Raw genomic sequence first — 18,245 nt, 5'->3', positions numbered from 1 at the left:
GCCCGCAGCTCTTGAAGCTCTTCTTGTTGGAGCTGAAGGTTGCGGATCAGCCACTCCTCTTGTTCGGGGGTCATGGGAAAGGCCTGAAGATGTCGTTCCAATTCTAGTCAGTTGGGAATGGGATCCCGGCGGGCGGCCAGCAGTAGAGCATTGACGATGGCAGCGGCCACCGGGGATCCGCCTTTGCGGCCCTCCACCCGAATCTGGGGGACATCGGTTTGTGCCAATGCCTGTTTGGCCTCCTCCACGGCCACAAAGCCCACCGGCACCCCGATCACCAGGCTGGGCCGGATCCGCTCTGCCCGAATCTCTTCCACCAGCGCCAGCAGCGCCGTGGGCGCATTGCCGACAACAAAGATGGCTTCCGGGTAGCGGCGGGCCACCTGGATCATCCCCTGGGCAGTGCGGGTTTGCCCTGCCGCGGGGGGGTCTTCCACCCAGTCCAAAGCGCAATAGAGCGGGATCCCCTGCGCCTCAAGGCCAGCTTGGATCCCGGCAGCCACCATCCTCACATCCACCACCACGGGCCTTTGCTGCCGCAGGGCCGCCAGCCCCACCTCGACCGCCGTGGGGCTAAACACAAAGCGATCCCGCAGCTCAAAATCGGCAGTGGCGTGGATGGCGCGGCGCACGATCTCGTAGGGGATCCCTTGCCACGGGTGGGGGCCGATCTCTTGGTCAATCTGGCGAAAGCTGGCCGCCGTAATAGGGTCTATCCAAGCTGTCTCATCCATCATCTCAGCCATCGTGGATCCGCAGGTGGAGCCATGGTTCGGCTAGGGTGGTTTCTACGTCCTGCTGACGCGAGCAGTCTTGTTCGGGGAAAGTCGTGCAGAACGTCCAGAAAAGCTGTGCTCAAAAGGGTTACCTGAGAGAGACGCCCCTTTAGTTCCACTCTAGACGCCCCGAAGCAGCCCCTAAGTTCGGTCTATGCTGGTGGAGATGGGCCTGTTGTTGTCACACGCTCCTCCCTTGCCTGAACCCAACTCTTCTCCCTCTGCTGCTGTCGGCGGGGCAAGCTCCCCTCCCCTCGCGCCGCCCCCCTCTTCGGTCGGCAACAGGGATCCCCTTGCCGTGCTCCCTCGCTATGGCCATTCCCAAACCTGGCTCTGGCGTGGCTGGTCTATCCATTTCACCTACACCCCCAGTCGCGCCCAAACCTCCAAGGGCCAGGTGAACTTGACGACGGCTCCGGCCATCTTGATCCATGGCTTGGGAGCCTCGGTGGGCCATTGGCGCCATAACATTGTTCCCTTGGGATCCCAGCGCCCCGTCTATGCCCTTGACTTGCTGGGATTTGGGAAAAGCGCCAAGCCGGAGATCGCCTACAGCGTCGATCTGTGGGTGGAGCAGGTGTACGAGTTTTGGTATGCCCACATCCAACAGCCCAGCATCCTGGTGGGCCACTCCATCGGCGGGTTGGTGGGGGTGATCGCGGCTGCCCGTTATCCTCAGATGGTGAAGGGCCTGTGCTTAATCAGTTGTGCCGATGGGCCCCACCCGGAAGAATTGCCCTCTCCCTGGGATGCCCTGGTTCAAGCCCTCTGCGAAGGGATCCTGGCTGTTTTGGGTTGCCCGCTCACCTATCCCCATTTGTTTAACTGGCTGCGACAAACCGAGGTGCTGCGGGCTTGGATCAAAAACGTCTACAAGCGAGACGAGCAGGTGGACGACGAGCTGGTGCAGATCTTCCAGAGGCCTGCCTTTGAGCCGGGGGCAGCCCACGTGTTTTTGGATAGCCTGAGAGCCATCCTCTGCCGTCGCTTCGACAGCCCCAAGCGCCTGTTGCCCACCCTCAAAATGCCGATTTTGCTCCTCTGGGGCCAAGAAGATCCGGCGGTGCCCAGCTTTTTGGCAGACCAATTCAAGCGCTGGCAGCCGGCTCTTACGTTGGTGAAGCTGCCAGGGGTAGGCCACTGTGCTCACGACGAGCTGCCCCACTGGGTCAACACCCTCATCAGCGAGTGGGCAGCGAGCCTGGAGACTTGCCCCGACTTGTCCACCCACCTTCGCAGGGATCCCGCGGCTGACTAGTCCAGCCAGTTGCCCTGCCAAGGTTCAGCAGTGTCCTCCCTGCTATCAGTGAAACCTTATGATCGCGCCAGGTGGGAACCTCCCTCTCCCGGTGGGAAAGGGGTTAGGGCCAAGGGATCCCTTTAGTCCTCTGGGGGCAGCTTGAGGATCTGACGCTGACGCATCCCCTGCCAGCGCTGGATGAGGTCGCTGTCGATGCCAAACTGATCCAGGGCCTTCACCACCACAAAGTCCACCAAGTCCAAGAGCGTACGCGGCTGGTGGTACCAGGCTGGAATGGCCGGCACGATGCGCGCTCCCGCCTCCGCCAGGGTGGTCAGGTTGCGCAGGTGAATGAGACTAAAGGGGGTTTCCCGCGGCACGATGACCAGGCGGCGGCCTTCTTTGAGCTGCACGTCAGCCGCCCGCTCCAGCAGGTCAGAGCTTAGCCCCGCTGCCAACTTGGCTACTGTGCCCATGCTGCATGGGATCACCAACATCCCCTGCGTGCGGTAGGAGCCGCTGGCGATGGTTGCCCCCACATCTTGCCAGCGGTGGCAGACCAGGGATCCGCCCTCACTTTCGGCCTGCTGCCGCCAAAATTGGGCCTGCCGCTGGGGATCCGCTGGCAACGGCACCCCTTGCTCCCCTTGCCACACCTGATAGGCTGCTTTGGAGGCCACCACCTCGACGCGGTAATCCAGGCTGAGCAGAACGTGCAAGGCACGCACGGCATAGAGCATCCCGGAGGCGCCCGATATACCAAGGATGATCGGCTGGGAGGAGTTCAAGGGCAGGCGGGAAGGGTCTTTACCTCAGTTTACCGACTGCCGAGGCCCCTCGGCTCTAGGCCTTGGGCTGGGCGATGTCGAACTCGGCGTCGTAGTCGAAGTCCTCGTCTTCCTCGACCCAGTCTTCCTCCAGCCTATCGTCCTCTGCCAGCTCCTCCTCTAGGCGGAGCTTCTCTGGGTACTCCTCGTCCAGCCCCAAAGCGGCTCGCTCTTCCCGCCTCCTGAAGCGCTCCAAAGCCGCTGGCGTGATGAAGGGATAGGGCAGCCCCTGCGCTTGCGCCTCCTCCAGCGCTGCCCGGTAGCTCTCCACTTCCTTGATGTCGATTTTCCAGCCAGTGAGACGGGCGGCCAGGCGCACATTTTGCCCCTCTTTCCCGATGGCCAGGCTGAGCTGGTCGCTGGTCACCAGCACGTGGGCCTGTTGGATCTCCGGATCCACCAGCCGCACCTCCACCACCTTAGCCGGGCTGAGGGCGTTGGCAATGTAGGTGGCGGGATCCGGTGACCAACGGATAACGTCAATTTTCTCGTTGCGCAGCTCCGCCACCACCGCCTGAATGCGGGATCCCCTCGCCCCGATACAGGCCCCTACCGGATCCACGTCTCGCTCCACCGTATCGACGGCAATCTTGGTGCGCGGCCCCACGTTGCGGGAAGGTGGGTTGGCCTCCCTCGCCACTGCCACGATGCGCACAATATCCTCTTCGATCTCCGGTACCTCGTTGGCAAACAGGTTCACCACCAAGCCGGCATCAGCCCGGGAAACCAAAAGCTGCGGCCCCCGCCGGGATCCCTCATAGACCTTTTTGAGATAGACCTTCATCACGGCGTTAGGGACATAGCGGTCACTGGCCAACTGCTCCTTCTTGGGTAGCTCGGCTTCCACCTCGGGCCGCCCAAAACCGCTGGATACCGCCATGATCACCGTCTGTCGTTCCGTGCGCAGCACCCGTGCCTGCAACACGGTGTTTTCCAGGTCGCGGAACTCTTCTTGAATCAGGCGGCGCTGCTGGTCACGCAACTTCTGGGCCAGCACCTGCTTGGTTTGGATGGCCGCCATGCGGCCAAATTCCGCCTGTTGGGGAGTGACGTCATTGGTGACTTCCCAGCCGACTTCGGCTTCCGGGTAGTCCTGCTGCACGTCGTACAGAGAGATTTCGTGATCTGGATCCCGTACCTCCTCGACAATGGTTTTAGTGGCCAAAATGCGAAAGCCCCCTGCCTCCACATCCAACTCCACATCGAAGTTGCGGAAGTGGTCTTCTTCAAAGACAACATCTCGCTGAATGGTTTTGCGGTAGCGTTCGTAGCCCTTGAGCAGCGCCTCCCGCAAGGCATTAGTGACCACATGGCGGGGCAAGTTGCGCTCCCGCGAAATCATCTCCACCATTTCTGCCAAACCGGGCAGAGGCACCATCGACATAAGCTGTTGTCCTCCTAATGCAACTTAAGCTGGGATGAAACTGCTATCACGGTTGCTCCGCAATCCTGACGGGAAATGCATCGTCGCACAGCAGGTAGCTCCGACGCGAAGACAAGGCAACCCACTTCGCGGCCGAACGTCCTCTCTATCCCCATTCCTCTACTCGGTTTCCGCCTCTGAGAGGACAACCCGCTGCACCGAAGCGCGGGGCAACTGCACGCGCCGCCCCTTGAGGGATAGGGCAACTTTCTCCTCATCCCGACCCAGCAGATGCCCTGACCAGACAGCTTTGCCCTTGTAGGGGGGATCCACCGTCACCTCCACCGCAAACCCTTTGAAAACCACAAAGTCGCGGTCGCTAATGAGGAGGTTGCTGATGCCGGGGCTGGAGACCTCCAGCACATAATGGCCGGGGATCAGATCCACCCGATCCAGCTCCACTTCCAAGGCCTGGCTCATGGCTTCGCAATCGGCATGGCTGGTTTCCTGCTCCGGATCCAGCGGACGGATGTCCACCCGCAGCACTGGCGGATACTGGTTGGTGTGAAAAACCATCTGTACCAATTCGTACCCCAGTCGAGCGGCCAAAGGACGGGCCAAGCTCTCCAACTGCGGGATAAGAGGGTGAACCATAGCCAACTCATCGCCAACTCGGTGTAACGGCCAGATCCCAGCCCATCGAAGCTGGAGTCGGCAGCGGGGGCATCTTTCCCCTAAAAAAGCAAAGAAGTGGGTGCTACCCACTCCCCGTTGTCATTGCGGAGATTCTTGGGAATCTACCTGCCGTTGCGGGGGGCTTTGGGCAGGCTTTTTCCTCAACTGTCATCTTAGAATATCTTGTCGGATTTGGCCAGAGGGATCTCTGTAAGCCAGATCTGCAAAAGGCCACATCTATAATGTGGACAGCCGCGGATTTGCCCAGACACCCAGCCGCATTCTGTGGGGTTTCCTATGACTGTTGCTTTTTCCTATCCCATCTTTGGCCCCAGCATTCAATGCCCCCACTGTCGGCAGACGATTGCGGCCCTTACCCTGACCGACACCTACCTCTGCCATCGCCACGGCGCCTTTGAGGCAGATCCCGAGCAAGAAGAGCTGGTTCACCTGCAATCAGGACGGCGTTGGCGCCTCTGGGAAGGCCGCTGGTACCGCCAGCACACCCATGCCGATGGGATCCGCTTCGAGATTCACGAAGAGCTGGATCGTCTGCGCATGCAGGGGATGCGGGCCACGCAGGTGATTGTGGCTGAGCGCTACCGCCCCTTGCTTACCCCCTATCTGGAGCAGGGATCCCACCGGCGCCCCGGCCCACCCCGCCTCTACGGCCTGCCGGTTAGTTTCAGCTCCCAGCTGCCTGAAGGAGCCGGTGGACCACCGCAGCGCTGGCGAGTGATCAACTTCGAGCTGATCTGCGAGCTGGATCCGGCCATGCGACAGCCGCAATCCCGGCTGCAGTGCTGTGACTAGCCTTCCTGGGATCCCTCCTCTAGATGGGGGGAGGCTATACCCCAGTAGTTGACACTTCCCCAGCTCAAGTTGGGGGATTCTTACGCAGTCCACAAGCTCATAAAGACGTTGTCAAACTGCCTCTACACAGTTCTTTGAGGCGGAACCCCAAGGTTCTGCTGACCTTCTTCAAGCCGTCCGGGCAGATTGGGGTTGGGGGGCAGCTTTAGGGAGTAGAGGCCGTAGCAGGCCAGCAGCCAATTCAGCAGTCGGGCCACCACGCGGGCAGTTGGCCGCGTTGCGGATCCCACCGCCACTCCCCCCAAAGAAAGGCCGATCACAGGGCGGGCGGCGAAGATAGCCTCACAGGTCTGCAACAGTTGAAACCAACTCAGCCCCCCCGGTTCCGGGTGGTGCACCGCCGGTACCAAAGAAGGATCCAGCACACTGCAGTCCACCACCAAAAACACCGGCTGCTCCGGCAAAGCCTCCACCACCTGCTGCGGATCCCAGCCATCCTGGGCCCAGAAGATCGGGCTGGAGTGTTTTTTGAGCCAGGCGTAGGCGCGGGCACTGCCGCTGCGCAGCCCCACATGCACCACCGGCAGCCTATGCTGGTAGAGCAACTCCACCCAGGCGGCGTTGCCGTAGCCCACATCTTGATCCGGCTGGGTCATCTCCGCGGGCGGCATCAGGTTGGCATGGGCACTGCAATGCACCACACTTAGGGCGAGGTAGTGCTTCCAAAGGGCACGAATGGCCCCCCAACTGGCAGCCAACACCGAGGGCAGCAGCACCGGCCACTGTTGCCGTCGCCAAGCCTGAATAACCGCCGCCTCACACATGCCGTAGGGCGGCTCATCCACCAGCCCCGGCAACTGCGCCACTGCTATCTCGTCCACATTGATCCCCAACCGCGGCTCAAAAGCACACAGCTCAGCACCGGCGTTGAGGATGGCCATTGGCGCCTGCGTATCTGGGCCAAAGGCAGTGGGAATGAGAACCACCCTGGCGTTGGCCTGGGAACTGGGATGGAGGGACCACTGGGCCATGGGCGTCGTTCCTGTTCCGAAGATAGGGGGGTCTCTGGACTGCTTCTATGGTGGCTCACAGGATGGGCCGAGATCTGGCCGCGCTGGATCTGCTACGAAAAATTACAGTTCCTGACCTAGCCTGGGGTCAAAAATCGGGTCGATGGTAGATTCAAAGTGCTCCGCGCCGCAACTCCAAGCGCGGCCTAACAACGCAAACGACAACGAGCGAGAAGGTAGGCTATGGCTGTGATGGAAGGCGATCCCCGTCAGGGGGCAAAGTTGCCCCTATTCGGGGGATCCACCGGAGGGCTGTTGAGCGCAGCCGAAACCGAGGAAAAATACGTGATCACCTGGACAGGCAAGCCGGGGCAAGTGTTTGAAATGCCCACCGGCGGCGCTGCCGAGATGGTGGAGGGCAAAAACTATCTCACCTTCGCCCGCAAAGAGCAGTGCTTGGCTCTCGGCGCCCAGTTGATCTCCGAGTTCAAGATCAAGGACTACCAGATCTTCCGCATCCCGGCGGGTGGACAGCCAGAACTGGTGCATCCCAAGGATGGTGTCTTTCCCGAGAAGGTCAATGAGGGCCGCCAGCCTATCGGCAAGGTGGATCACAACATCGGCAAGAACAAAGAGCCAGTTACCTACAAATTCACCAACGGGAAGCCCTGGGACTAATTCCGGCGACCTTTGTCTTTCTGCCTTGTTGGATCCCCTGGCTAGTTCAGGGGATCTTTTCCACCGGCAACCGGTTTGAAAGGGTTCAGCGCTGTTAGCCCTCACCCCCCGCCCCTCTCTCCGAGGAAGAGAGGAGGCGGAAGGTCATGTTGGGAAGAGTCGGATCTTTTGTCGGGCTGCCTTTGGCCAAAAAAGCTCCAGCAAAGCTGGAGCTGTACCTGCACCCTGACAGGCCCTGGGCAAGCCTACTTGGCAATTGCCGCGAAGAACTCCTTGGATTTCACCGGGTCGGGGTTCATCGTTCTCTGGCCGGGCTGCCAGTTGGCCGGGCAAACTTCATCGGGGTGAGCTTGCACGTACTGGATAGCCTGCAGGGTGCGCAAGGTTTCATCCACGCTGCGGCCAAAGGCCAGGTTGTTGATGGTGGCATGCTGGATGATCCCTTCTTTGTCGATGATGAACAGGCCGCGCAAAGCCACACCTGCCGCCGGATCCAGAACATTGTAGGCGGCGCTGATCTCTTTCTTGAGGTCGGAGACCAGCGGATACCTCAGCTCGCCCACCCCGCCGGCTTTGCGGTCGGTTTGAATCCAGGCCAGGTGAGAGTATTCGCTATCCACCGAGACGCCGAGGATCTCCGTATCCAACTTGGCAAACTCGTCGTAGCGATCGCTGAAAGCTGTGATCTCCGTCGGGCAGACGAAGGTGAAGTCCAGGGGGTAGAAGAACAGCACCACATACTTCTTGCCCCTGTAGTCGGAGAGCCTGACCGTCTTGAATTCCATGTCGTAGACGGCAGTGGCCGAAAAATCGGGAGCGGGCTGCCCCACCCGCAGACATCCTTCCTGAGACATCAGTCGACGCTCCTTACGGTAAAGTACAAATGTAAACCAAGCCTAACATACCATACTCATAATGACTTTGGCTTACCAGTCGGCCAGACTGGAGCCCTGGGATCCCCTTTCTTTCTCGTCGCTGGGCTCCGCCAGGTCAGGGAGTCGCTTGCCATGAGGGTGGCGCTAGAGTTCCTCTACCACTTCTGTTGTGACCACTGCCGGCGGTGGTGGAGCCAAGCGGACGTGGAGCCCCAGCCAGGGGATCGCCTCTATTGCCCCTATTGCGGCTTTCAAAATTGCATAGAAGGCATCGACACCTTCCGCGACGCCGCACGGGGCAGTTGCCTGACTCGTCCCCCCGATGCTCCTTCTGCCAAGCTGCCCAGAATCGGGGATCGGCCTCAGGATCCGGGATCCCCAAGCTGATCTAGCCGTTCACCGCATCCGCCAAGCTGCCCAGGTGGGGAGGCAGCCAGGAGTGGGATTCGGCCTCCGGCAGCGAAGAATCCAAGAGCGAGTGGCAGGGGTGGCGCTCTTCCAAAAGGGTGGTAGAACAGCAGCAGCTATAAACCTCCAGGTAGTCGTCCGGCTCTGCCTCGAAAATGGCATACTGGCCGGGGAAGAGGGTGCGCTCCCAGTGGCCGGGAATTGTTCGGATGACCTGAACCTGCTGAGAACGGTTGACGAAAACGTATCTTTTCATTGCGTTTTTTTAATCGCCTTAAGAAAAACTTATTGGCTTTAAGACAGGCTATCACCCTTGATCCCCAGCCGACAATAGCCAACGAGCAAGACGGGGATCGCTCTTTCTGCTTGACTTTGGGCGATTTGTTTTCTCAGCTTATGAAAGCTTAGGGAAGGGGATCCCGAGAAGAAGCCCGCCTGGTAAACTGAGGGGAAGAGTCTGAAGATATCCTTAAGTTGGCCTTCATCAGTACCAAGGGGGCACGCCGTGGACAACAAGTTGGGGCTAGAGATCATCGAAGTGGTGGAGCAGGCTGCCATCGCCGCGGCCCGCTGGATGGGCAAAGGCGACAACAAGACTGCCGATCAGGTGGCCGTCGAGGCCATGCGGGAGAAACTGAACCAGATCCCCATGCGTGGCCGCATCGTCATTGGGGAGGGAACCCGCGATGAGGCCCCCATGCTCTACATCGGGGAAGAGGTGGGCATCTGTACCCGTCCGGACGCCGAGCAGTTCTGCCGCGTGGAAGAGCTGGTGGAAATTGATATTGCCGTGGATCCCTGCGAGGGGACCAACCTGGTGGCCAAAGGCCAAAATGGCTCCATGGCGGTGCTGGCCATCTCCGAGAAAGGCGGCCTGCTGCACGCGCCGGACATCTACATGCAGAAGCTGGCGGCTCCTCCTCAGGCTAAGGGCAAGGTACATCTCGACTATCCCCCTGAGAAAAACCTGCAGATCATCGCCGAAAGCCTGGATCGGGAGGTCTCAGATCTAACGGTAGTGGTGATGGATCGCAAGCGCCACGTCGATCTCATCCGCCAAATCCGGGAGGCAGGGGCGCGGGTGAAGCTGATTACCGACGGCGACATCTCGGCGGCCCTCTCGGCAGGCTTCAACGGCACCGGCATTCATGCTCTCATGGGAATCGGGGCGGCTCCTGAAGGGGTGATCTCAGCAGCGGCGCTGCGCTGCTTGGGCGCCCACTTCCAGGGGCGTCTAATCTACGACCCCGAGGTGGTGCAGGCGGGCACCTACCTGCCACCGGTGGAAGAGACACGACGGCAACTGAAAGAACAGGGCATTGAGGATCCCGACAAGGTGTGGGAATGCGAAGAGCTGGCCAGCGGCAAGGAAGTGCTCTTTGCCGCCACCGGGATTACCGATGGCGACCTGATGCGCGGGGTGCGCTTCTTCGGCGGTGGGGCCCGCACCGAGACCTTGGTGATCTCCAGCCAGTCCCGCACAGTGCGCTTCGTGGATACCATCCACATGAAAGACGGCCAACAGCCCCGCAGCCTGCAACTGCGCTAAAGGATCCCCTGCCTGGGAGATGAGGGCGACTTTCCCTTGGCGAAGGTCGCCCTTCTCGTTGGTCGAACGTTAAAAAATCTATCAAGTTGCAACCCGAGAAAACGTAATAACTCTTCAGCAAAATCCTGCGAAACCGGTTCGATACTGGTCTTAGGGTTTAGGTAGGCTGAGAAAAGTTACCTAAGCTTGCTGGAACCGAGGCAAGGAACTGCCTTGACACCGGTCTCAGCTTAGCCTTCCCGAAAAGGGAGGATTTGCTTTTGTTCAGAGATTTTGCTTTTAATAACTGTTGCTGCACAAACGACGGAGAGGCATGTTTATCGCGGTTGTCGGTCTTAGCCATCGCACAGCTCCTGTGGAGATCCGGGAGCGCCTCAGCATTTCCGAGGCCGAAGTGGGAGAGAGGATCCAGCAGCTCCGTGCCCACCCCCACATTGAGGAAGCGGCGATCCTCAGCACCTGTAACCGGCTGGAGGTTTACATCGTCACCCCAGAAATGGAAAGTGGTGTCCGGCAGACGATGCAGTTTTTGGCGGAGGCAAAAGGGATCCCGCTGCCCCAACTGCGCCCGCACCTGTTTACGCTGCTCTACCAGGATGCAGTGACGCACCTGATGCGGGTGGCCGCCGGGCTGGAGAGCTTGGTGTTGGGAGAGGGGCAGATCCTGTCGCAAGTGAAAAAAGCGCAGCAACTGGGTCAAGCCTGCAACGGCATGGATCGCATCCTCAACCGCCTCTTCAAGGCGGCCATCACCGCCGGCAAGCGCGTCCGCACCGAGACGGGGATCGGCACCGGCGCCATGTCCATCAGCTCGGCAGCGGTGGAGTTGGCGTTGCAGGAGCAGGGATCCCTTTCCCAGGGCAAGGTGACCGTGGTGGGGGCGGGGAGAATGGCCCGCCTGTTGGTGCAGCACCTCCTGGCCAAAGGGGCGGTGGATATTACGGTGGTCAACCGCTCCTTGGAGCGGGCGGAAGCTCTGGCCAAACAGTTTGAGCAGCCGATCCAGGTGTTGCCCTGGGAGGCGCTGTTGAGCAGTGTGGCCGAGTCCAACCTGGTCTTCACCAGCACCGGCGCCACCCAGCCGATCCTCACCTACGAGCAACTGGCGGGGGTGCTGCAGCCGAATCAGCCGCTGCTGTTGGTGGATATCTCGGTGCCCCGCAACATTGATCCCGAGGTGGAAAAGCTAAGAGGGGTACAGGTGTTCAACGTGGATCACCTCTCCCGCATCGTGGAAGAAAACCGCGCCCAGCGGCAAAAGCTGGCCCTGGATGCCGAAGCGTTGATAGAAGAAGAGGTAGAGCAGTTTATGGAGTGGTGGCGTTCCCTAGAGACGGTGCCCACCATTTCCAGCCTGCGCCACAAGGTGGAGTCTATCCGGGAGCAGGAAATGGAGAAAGCCCTCTCCCGCCTGGGCAAAGACTTTGCCGAAAAGCACCTGGAGGTAATCGACGCCCTCACCCGCGGCATCGTCAACAAGATCCTGCACGACCCCATGGTGCAACTGCGGGCCAAACGGGACATCGAGGCGCGGCGCAGGGCTATGCAAATCCTGCAGGAGCTGTTTAACCTCGATCCCCTGCCGTTTCAGGCGCAGCAGGAACGCTAGGGATCCCTGGGCAGTGTCAGGTATTAAAGAATTGTAACAGCTCTCTCATCTCAGGGGAAGGGCTGCCCTTAGGATCCAAAACGTAAGCTCTCGGAGTTGGGGGTATGTTTGGAGAGTACGAAGTGTTCGTGCAGTTGGCGCTGTTGGCCTTGATCGTCCTGGCAGGGCCGGCGGTTATCCTGCTGCTCTACCTGCGCGGCGCGGATATGTAGGTGACCTAGACCGGTTGCCGGCGCAGTTGACAGGATCCCCTGAGGAGGATCGGTCGGCGTTGGTGGGGGAGTTCGCTCTGTTGCTTCCCTATCTCTTAATGTAACGCTTCTTTGCGCTACAGTTATAGAAGCAGCCCTAGGGCAAGCTCGCCTGTAGGGCGCTACTTTATGAGTTGATGATTTTTTTTATGTCACTCCCCATCCGCAACGTCGCCATCATCGCCCACGTTGACCACGGCAAAACCACCCTTGTGGACGCCCTGTTGCGCCAGGCGGGCACCTTTCGGGAGGGAGAGGACATTCCCGCCTGCGTGCTGGACTGCAACACGCTGGAGCGGGAGCGGGGCATCACCATCCTGGCCAAAAACACAGCCGTCCGCTACGGCGAAACCCTGATTAACATCGTCGATACCCCCGGCCACGCCGACTTTGGCGGGGAGGTAGAGCGGGTGCTGGGCATGGTGGAGGGCTGTCTGTTGGTTGTGGACGCCAACGAAGGCCCGATGCCGCAAACCCGCTTTGTGCTGCGCAAGGCGCTGGAAAAGGGCCTGCGTCCGCTCGTGGTGGTCAACAAAATCGACCGTCCCCGCGCCGAGCCCTACAAAGTTGTCGACAAGGTTCTGGATCTCTTTCTGGAGCTGGGAGCCGACGAAGACCAGTGTGATTTCCCTTACCTATTTGCCTCGGGTCTGCAGGGCTTTGCCCTGGAAGAAGCTGACCTAAAAGCCTTTTTGGAAGGGAGGTACAGCGGCCCGCTGGACATGAAGCCCCTCTTTGAAGCCATCCTCAAGTATGTCCCGCCGCCGATTGGGGATCCGGCCAAGCCGCTGCAACTGCAGGTCACCACGCTGGAGTACTCGGAATACCTGGGCCGGATCGTGATCGGCAAGATCCACAACGGCACCATTCGCCTTGGGGATCAGTTGGCGGTGGTCAAAGAAGATGGGTCGATTGCCAAGGGCAAGGTAACCAAGCTCTTTGGCTTCCAGGGCCTGCAGCGCATCGAGCTCACCGAGGCTACTGCCGGCCACATCGTCGCCGTGGCGGGGTTTGCCGAGGCCAACATCGGCCACACCCTCACTTCTCCCGAAAACCCGCAGGCCCTGCCGCTCATTAAGGTGGACGAGCCAACGCTGCAGGTGATGATCTGCGTCAACGACTCTCCCTTTGCCGGCCAAGAGGGCACCTTTGTTACTTCGCGGCAATTGCGGGAGCGCCTGCTGCGAGAGCTAGAAACCAACGTAGCGCTGCGGGTAGAAGAGACAGATTCCCCCGATCGCTTTTTGGTGTCGGGGCGGGGCGAGCTGCACCTGGGCATTTTGCTGGAGACCATGCGGCGGGAGGGCTACGAGTTTCAGGTGGGGCAGCCGAAGGTGATCTTCCGCGAGGTTAACGGCCAGCCCTACGAGCCCTATGAGTGTTTGGTGCTGGATGTGCCGGAATCGACGGTGGGCGCCTGCATTGAACGGCTGGGGCAGCGGCGGGGGGAGATGCAGAACATGATAGTAGGCGCGGACGGACGGGCTCAGTTGGAATTCGTCATCCCGGCCCGAGGGCTGATCGGCTTCCGCAGCGAGTTCGTCCGCATCACCCGCGGCGAGGGGATCATGAGCCACAGCTTTTTGGAGTACCGTCCCCTGACGCCGGGGATTGAGACCCGCCGCAACGGCGTGCTGATTGCCTTTGAAGAGGGGGTGGCCACCACCTATGCCCTGAAAAATGCAGAAGATCGGGGGGTGTTCTTCATTACGCCAGGTACCCGCGTCTACAAGGGCATGATCGTGGGCGAGCACAACCGTCCACAGGACTTGGAGTTGAACGTCTGCAAAACCAAGCAACTGACCAACCACCGGGCTGCCAGCGGGGAAGAGCTGGTGCATTTGCAGGCGCCGGTGGAGATGAACCTGGAGCGAGCGTTGGAATACATCGGTGAGGACGAGCTGGTGGAGATCACGCCGAAGTCGGTGCGCTTGCGCAAGGCACAGTTGACGGCTTCTCGTCGCTAGCGGTCGGCCCTACCACCGTCGCAGGTAGAAGCGCAGGTTGGGAAAGTAAAAGACCCCCCAAATCCCCAGCAGGACAACTCCCAAGCCCAACAAAGCCAGCCACAGGCGGGGGCGGCTGTGGAGCTGCTTGGATCCCGCCTGGACATAGGCCAGATCCACCCAGGCGGTGTTGCCGCGGCGGAACCAGCCCACCACCTTGACCCGCCGGCCCATGAGGGCACGGAGCTGCTTTAGGCCGGAAAAGACATTGCCCACCGGCCCCAGGGGAGAGGTAAAGCGCAGCGGGATCAGCCCGGTGGCATCCTGTAGCTTTAGCTCTGCCCCCAGTTGATAGCCGGCTTGTCCCAAGCCCAGTAGCTCCCCTTCCAGCTCCACTGGCTGACTGCGGCAGGGATCCGCCTCGGGGTCAGCCAGCAAGTGGAGTACATCAGTTGTCTGGGGCGACAGGGATCCGCGGTACATCAACACCGCCTTGGATCCCAGGCCTAGGCCACAGCCCACCACCGCTACCGCAGCAATGACTTTGGGATCGAGGCGATCTTGCAGCAGCAGGTAGAGGATCAGCCCCACCAGCCAACCGACGAGGATCCCGACCACTTCGGCAGCGTAGATGGCCAGATCCAGCCAGAAGCGGCTTTGCAGACGGACCCCATCCAACTTGGATCCAGATCCCAGGCGCAACTCCGGCAGCAGGCGCAGCCGTTGCGCATACTCCGCCAAAACCTGGAAGCGGTGCCCCGGCAACGGATGGCTGGAGTTGACCTGCATCCAGCGGGCCCAGGGGTTGAGCTGATCCCAGAGAAAGACTTGGCCAGCTTGGGCGGGATCCCGCAGGCGGACGGCGGCACTGGCAGCGGCGGTGGTTTTGAAGTCCAAGAAGCTGAACAGTCGGGCGCAGTGCAGCAGCGAAGATGGGCGGCGGTCGTTTTTGTGGGCCTCCTGCAGGCCGGCAGCCGACTTGAGCAGAGCGGCCACCAGCCCGTTGGGGTTGCCCGTGGCCTCCACCGCGAAGTGATCGGCGTGGGAGGTGCCCAGGCGAGAGAGGAAAAACAGCGGGTAGGAAAGCACTGTGTAGATTAGGTAGAGCAGGGGGGCCACATGGCCGATGAGATCCCGCCGTTTGTTCCCCAGTTGGCTCACCTGCTCCAGAGCCAAGTAAACCAGTTGAAGGGGGGATCCCAGCAGAGTCAGGATCAGGATATCGCCGTTGACGATCCGCCCCAGAGCCTGGGCATAGACAGCGGCAATCTCGTCCGGGGCAAGCTGCTGCAACAGGGCCTGGGTGACCACGATGCGGCCGCCATCAGGAAAAGTGCCGTAAACAAAAGCCAGCGGCCCCCCTTCCGGGATCACCCCCAGGCGGGGTTGTTTCAGTTGTTTTTGGGTGCAGAGGCGCTGCAGCAGGCGGGCCGCCTCGGGACTGTGGCGCTCAATTTCCCCCAAGGTGGCCCAGCGCAGCTTGTGCAGCCGCCGGTGTAGGTGATCCATCAGCCAGGGGGCAAAAAAGAGAAGGCCGACGCCAAAGTTGACCGCCAGGCTTCCGGCTACCAACCAGCGCAGGCCATTGCGCAGCCAGGGCAGCAACCCTTGCAAAAACCAAAGTTGCCGCGGAAAACTCAGCCGCCCAAAATCCAGGTGGCTGCCCACCAGCACAAAACTCAACCCCCAGAGGAAGAGGATGCCCACCCCCAGGGATCCCCACTTGGCCCAGCGTAGAGAACCGGCCCGCTCCGGCAGGGGGATCCTCAGGCCCAGTTGAGCGGCCCGTTGGCGGCTGGAGAGCGGCTGAGCCTCAGAAGCCGGTTCTGGGGAGGGCGGGGAAGCAGCGGGTTTTTCCACCGTTTGGGGCAGGCGGGGCAGGATTTTTTGGGCCCAGCCCCGCGCCTGGGGATCCGGATGCTGCAGCAGTTCTAGACAAAGCGCCCGCGCCTTCTCCGCCTCGCCCGCCAGATGGTAGGCCCGCACCAGGTTCATCTGGGCCTCCAGGGTCTGGCTGTCGGAGGAGCCTGTCGGGATCGCTGCTGCTCCGCCCTGCTGGCGAGATTGAGCCAAGTAGGCCTCCAGCAGTTGGATGGCCTCTTGAAAGCGGCCCTGCCGCAGCGCCTCTTTGCCCGCCTCCGCGGGGGTCATCAGCCCGCTCCGAGATCTCTCTGCTCCCCCAGCTTACTCAAGGATCTGGCCTTGCTGAGGTGGATCCCCCGAAAGGGGGTAGCGGAGCAAGCGCCGCCGCAGGCAATCCAGCGCCGTCTGGGCGCTCCACCAGCGCACCCCCTCGCGGCCCCGCAAGCTGCCGAAGCGGTACTCGTGGACTTCCACGTTCCCCTCCGGGTCGGCCAAGCCCAGATACACAAGGCCAACCGGCTTGGTGGGGGTACCCCCGTCTGGCCCGGCAATGCCGGTGATGCTCAAGGCCCAGTCGGAGCCGAGGACTTGCTTGGCCCCCAGCGCCATCTGGGCCGCCACCGGCTCGCTCACGGCCCCCTGCTGCTGCAGCGCCGCGGGATCCACCCGCAAGAGCTGCTCCTTGATGCGGTTGTCGTAGGCAACGATCCCCCCAACAAAATAGCGGGAGCTGCCCGGGATCCCGGTTACCAACTGCCCCAGCAGGCCACCGGTGCAGGATTCCGCCACCGCCAGGGTTTGCCGCCGCTGCAGCAGCAACTCCCCCACCACGCTGGCCAAGGTGGCCTCGTCGCTGCCGAAGTAGTCTTCCCCGGAAATCTGTAAAATCTGCTCCACCACCGGGGCAATCAATGCTTCCGCCGCCTCACGCGTGGGGGCGCGTCCGGTAACCCGCAGGCGCACCTCCCCCTGGCTGGCGTAGGGAGCCACGGTGGGATTTTCCCCCGCCAGCAGGGATCCCACCCGTTCGGCCAAGGTCGATTCAGGAATGCCCCAGTAGCGCAACACGCGGCTGTAAAACACTTCCTTGCCCCAGCCCAGGGAGCGCAAATAGGGCACAGCCGTCTCCTGCCACATGCGCTGCATCTCCTGCGGCACGCCGGGAAAAGTAAGGATGTGCAGGTTGGGGCGGGGCTGCCAAATGAGGCCGCAGGCGCTACCCAGGGGGTTGGGCAGGATGGTTGCCCCCTGAGGCAAAAAGGCCTGCTTGCGGTTACTGGGCGAGGGCTCCATACCTCGCTGGCCGTACTTTCGCAGAATCTCCTCCCAAACCTGCGGGTGCTCCACCATCTCCACACCGAAAAAAGAGGCCAGTGCCGCGTGGGTCAGATCATCCGGGGTTGGCCCCAGCCCTCCTGTAATTAAAAGCAGGCTGGAGCGGTTGCAGGCCACCTCCAAAGCATGGTGGATGCGGGCTTCGTTGTCCCCCACCACCGTTTGGTAGTAGTGCGGGATCCCCAGCTTGGCCAACTCGGCTGCCAGGTATTGGGCGTTGGTGTTGGTGATCTCTCCCAAGAGCAACTCTGTACCAATGCAGAGGATCTCAGCCCCTTGGGGAGTGACGGTTTGCGTTGGGCTCATGCTCGGCTCAACCTCGGCTCAGCCGCTAAGTATAGAGGTCTAGGCTCCCCTTTCGCGCAGGGATCCCTGGGATCCCTTGCTCAAGAGGGGTAGGGATCCTCGGCCAGCCGAGCCAAAGCTTCCAGCTCAGCACCCACCACGCGGTGCAGGATCCACTCCGGATGTGGCTTGGCACCCAGGCGCCGGTAGAACTCAATTGCTGGCTGGTTCCAGTCCAAAACCATCCACTCCAGCCGCCCATATCCTTTGGCCACTGCCTCCTGGGCCACCCGCGCCAAGAGCGCCTTGCCAATGCCCCTGCCGCGAAACCCCGGCAGCACAAACAAGTCTTCCAGGTAGATCCCCGGTCGGGTGAGGAAGGTGGAAAAGTTGCGAAAGTAGAGGGCAAACCCCACCGCTTGCCCCCCCACTTCTGCCAACAAGGCCGAGGCAAAGGCTTCGGGGCCAAACAGATGCTGTTGCAGCAGCTCGGCGGATCCCGTTACCAGGTGGCTCAGGTGCTCGTACTCGGCCAAAGCGCAGATGAGATCAAACAGAACGGGCACATCCTCAGGCGTGGCAGGACGAATTTCCATACTTTTGCCCGGCTTCACCCACCCTTTTCCTGGAACATCGGCACGGGCACAGACTCCAGCTTATTCTTTTTCCCCAGCGGTTGGAGGCGCGACGTAATGAGGGCAGCGACAGGGGCCCAGGGGTTCACGGCACAGGGCAGATAGGG

The 18,245-nt window shown here is 61.1% G+C and carries 18 protein-coding genes; 8 read left to right on the top strand and 10 right to left on the bottom strand.

Going from position 1 to position 18,245, the window contains the following annotated elements; translation table 11 throughout:
* Positions 1-107: 107 nt before the first annotated feature.
* Complete coding sequence (locus NW852_RS06205; RefSeq protein WP_414335343.1) at positions 108-737, bottom strand: cobalt-precorrin-8X methylmutase; 630 nt, start codon at positions 735-737, stop codon at positions 108-110.
* A gap of 193 nt (positions 738-930) precedes the next feature.
* Between NW852_RS06205 and NW852_RS06200 the strand changes: the two genes are divergently transcribed.
* Positions 931-2,034: an alpha/beta fold hydrolase gene (locus NW852_RS06200; RefSeq protein ID WP_414372248.1), complete on the top strand. Its 1,104-nt coding sequence runs from the start codon at positions 931-933 to the stop codon at positions 2,032-2,034.
* A gap of 122 nt (positions 2,035-2,156) precedes the next feature.
* Here NW852_RS06200 and NW852_RS06195 read toward each other — a convergent pair whose 3' ends face one another.
* The 3 genes from NW852_RS06195 to rimP all read right to left on the bottom strand — a co-directional run bounded on the left by NW852_RS06195 (position 2,157) and on the right by rimP (position 4,860).
* Positions 2,157-2,804, bottom strand: a complete 648-nt coding sequence (locus tag NW852_RS06195; RefSeq protein ID WP_414363932.1) for a flavin prenyltransferase UbiX — start codon at positions 2,802-2,804, stop codon at positions 2,157-2,159.
* Positions 2,805-2,859: 55 nt separating this feature from the next.
* The gene (gene nusA, locus NW852_RS06190) at positions 2,860-4,227 is read right to left on the bottom strand and encodes a transcription termination factor NusA (protein WP_414363931.1); all 1,368 of its coding nucleotides are present in this window, start codon (positions 4,225-4,227) and stop codon (positions 2,860-2,862) included.
* A 159-nt stretch (positions 4,228-4,386) separates the two neighbouring features.
* Positions 4,387-4,860, bottom strand: a complete 474-nt coding sequence (gene rimP, locus NW852_RS06185) for a ribosome maturation factor RimP (protein WP_099812470.1) — start codon at positions 4,858-4,860, stop codon at positions 4,387-4,389.
* 318 nt (positions 4,861-5,178) lie between these two features.
* Between rimP and NW852_RS06180 the strand changes: the two genes are divergently transcribed.
* A complete protein-coding gene (locus NW852_RS06180) occupies positions 5,179-5,694 on the top strand; it encodes a TIGR02652 family protein (RefSeq protein ID WP_414372246.1) in 516 nt (171 codons plus the stop codon).
* A 122-nt stretch (positions 5,695-5,816) separates the two neighbouring features.
* On the opposite strand, the gene NW852_RS06175 is transcribed toward NW852_RS06180, so the two are convergent.
* The gene (locus NW852_RS06175; protein ID WP_414363928.1) at positions 5,817-6,725 is read right to left on the bottom strand and encodes an arginase family protein; all 909 of its coding nucleotides are present in this window, start codon (positions 6,723-6,725) and stop codon (positions 5,817-5,819) included.
* 222 nt (positions 6,726-6,947) lie between these two features.
* Here NW852_RS06175 and NW852_RS06170 point away from each other — a divergent pair, with 222 nt between their 5' ends.
* Positions 6,948-7,382, top strand: coding sequence for a photosystem I reaction center subunit II PsaD (locus tag NW852_RS06170; protein WP_414363927.1), 435 nt, complete (start codon positions 6,948-6,950; stop codon positions 7,380-7,382).
* Positions 7,383-7,627: 245 nt separating this feature from the next.
* Here the strand turns inward: NW852_RS06170 and NW852_RS06165 are convergent, their stop codons facing one another.
* A complete protein-coding gene (locus NW852_RS06165; RefSeq protein WP_414363926.1) occupies positions 7,628-8,236 on the bottom strand; it encodes a peroxiredoxin in 609 nt (202 codons plus the stop codon).
* Positions 8,237-8,389: 153 nt separating this feature from the next.
* On the opposite strand from NW852_RS06165, the gene NW852_RS06160 reads away from it, so the two are divergent.
* On the top strand, positions 8,390-8,644 hold the full coding sequence (locus NW852_RS06160) for a hypothetical protein (RefSeq protein WP_414426556.1): 255 nt from the start codon (positions 8,390-8,392) through the stop codon (positions 8,642-8,644).
* Between the two features lies 1 nt (position 8,645).
* Here the strand turns inward: NW852_RS06160 and NW852_RS06155 are convergent, their stop codons facing one another.
* On the bottom strand, positions 8,646-8,921 hold the full coding sequence (locus NW852_RS06155) for a DUF1830 domain-containing protein (protein WP_414363923.1): 276 nt from the start codon (positions 8,919-8,921) through the stop codon (positions 8,646-8,648).
* 249 nt (positions 8,922-9,170) lie between these two features.
* On the opposite strand from NW852_RS06155, the gene glpX reads away from it, so the two are divergent.
* The 4 genes from glpX to typA all read left to right on the top strand — a co-directional run bounded on the left by glpX (position 9,171) and on the right by typA (position 14,041).
* Entirely contained in the window at positions 9,171-10,214 is a 1,044-nt protein-coding gene (gene glpX, locus NW852_RS06150) for a class II fructose-bisphosphatase (protein ID WP_011429446.1), read from the top strand.
* Between the two features lie 313 nt (positions 10,215-10,527).
* The gene (locus tag NW852_RS06145) at positions 10,528-11,823 is read left to right on the top strand and encodes a glutamyl-tRNA reductase (RefSeq protein ID WP_414372242.1); all 1,296 of its coding nucleotides are present in this window, start codon (positions 10,528-10,530) and stop codon (positions 11,821-11,823) included.
* Between the two features lie 104 nt (positions 11,824-11,927).
* A complete protein-coding gene (psb30, locus tag NW852_RS06140) occupies positions 11,928-12,035 on the top strand; it encodes a photosystem II reaction center protein Ycf12/Psb30 (protein WP_414363921.1) in 108 nt (35 codons plus the stop codon).
* Between the two features lie 188 nt (positions 12,036-12,223).
* Positions 12,224-14,041: a translational GTPase TypA gene (gene typA, locus NW852_RS06135; protein WP_414363920.1), complete on the top strand. Its 1,818-nt coding sequence runs from the start codon at positions 12,224-12,226 to the stop codon at positions 14,039-14,041.
* A gap of 9 nt (positions 14,042-14,050) precedes the next feature.
* Here typA and NW852_RS06130 read toward each other — a convergent pair whose 3' ends face one another.
* The 3 genes from NW852_RS06130 to NW852_RS06120 form a co-directional block, all read right to left on the bottom strand.
* Complete coding sequence (locus NW852_RS06130; RefSeq protein WP_414372239.1) at positions 14,051-16,171, bottom strand: M48 family metalloprotease; 2,121 nt, start codon at positions 16,169-16,171, stop codon at positions 14,051-14,053.
* A 33-nt stretch (positions 16,172-16,204) separates the two neighbouring features.
* Positions 16,205-17,524 (bottom strand): competence/damage-inducible protein A, encoded by a 1,320-nt coding sequence (locus tag NW852_RS06125; protein ID WP_414426555.1) that lies wholly within the window; start codon positions 17,522-17,524, stop codon positions 16,205-16,207.
* Between the two features lie 80 nt (positions 17,525-17,604).
* Positions 17,605-18,099, bottom strand: a complete 495-nt coding sequence (locus NW852_RS06120; RefSeq protein WP_414398644.1) for an N-acetyltransferase family protein — start codon at positions 18,097-18,099, stop codon at positions 17,605-17,607.
* Positions 18,100-18,245: the final 146 nt, after the last annotated feature.

This window comes from Synechococcus sp. H60.1 (assembly GCF_047462335.1).
Taxonomy (GTDB): Bacteria; Cyanobacteriota; Cyanobacteriia; order Thermostichales; family Thermostichaceae; genus Thermostichus.
Note: the sequence above shows the minus strand (reverse complement) of the source record. Positions and strands in the feature narration are given on the sequence as shown.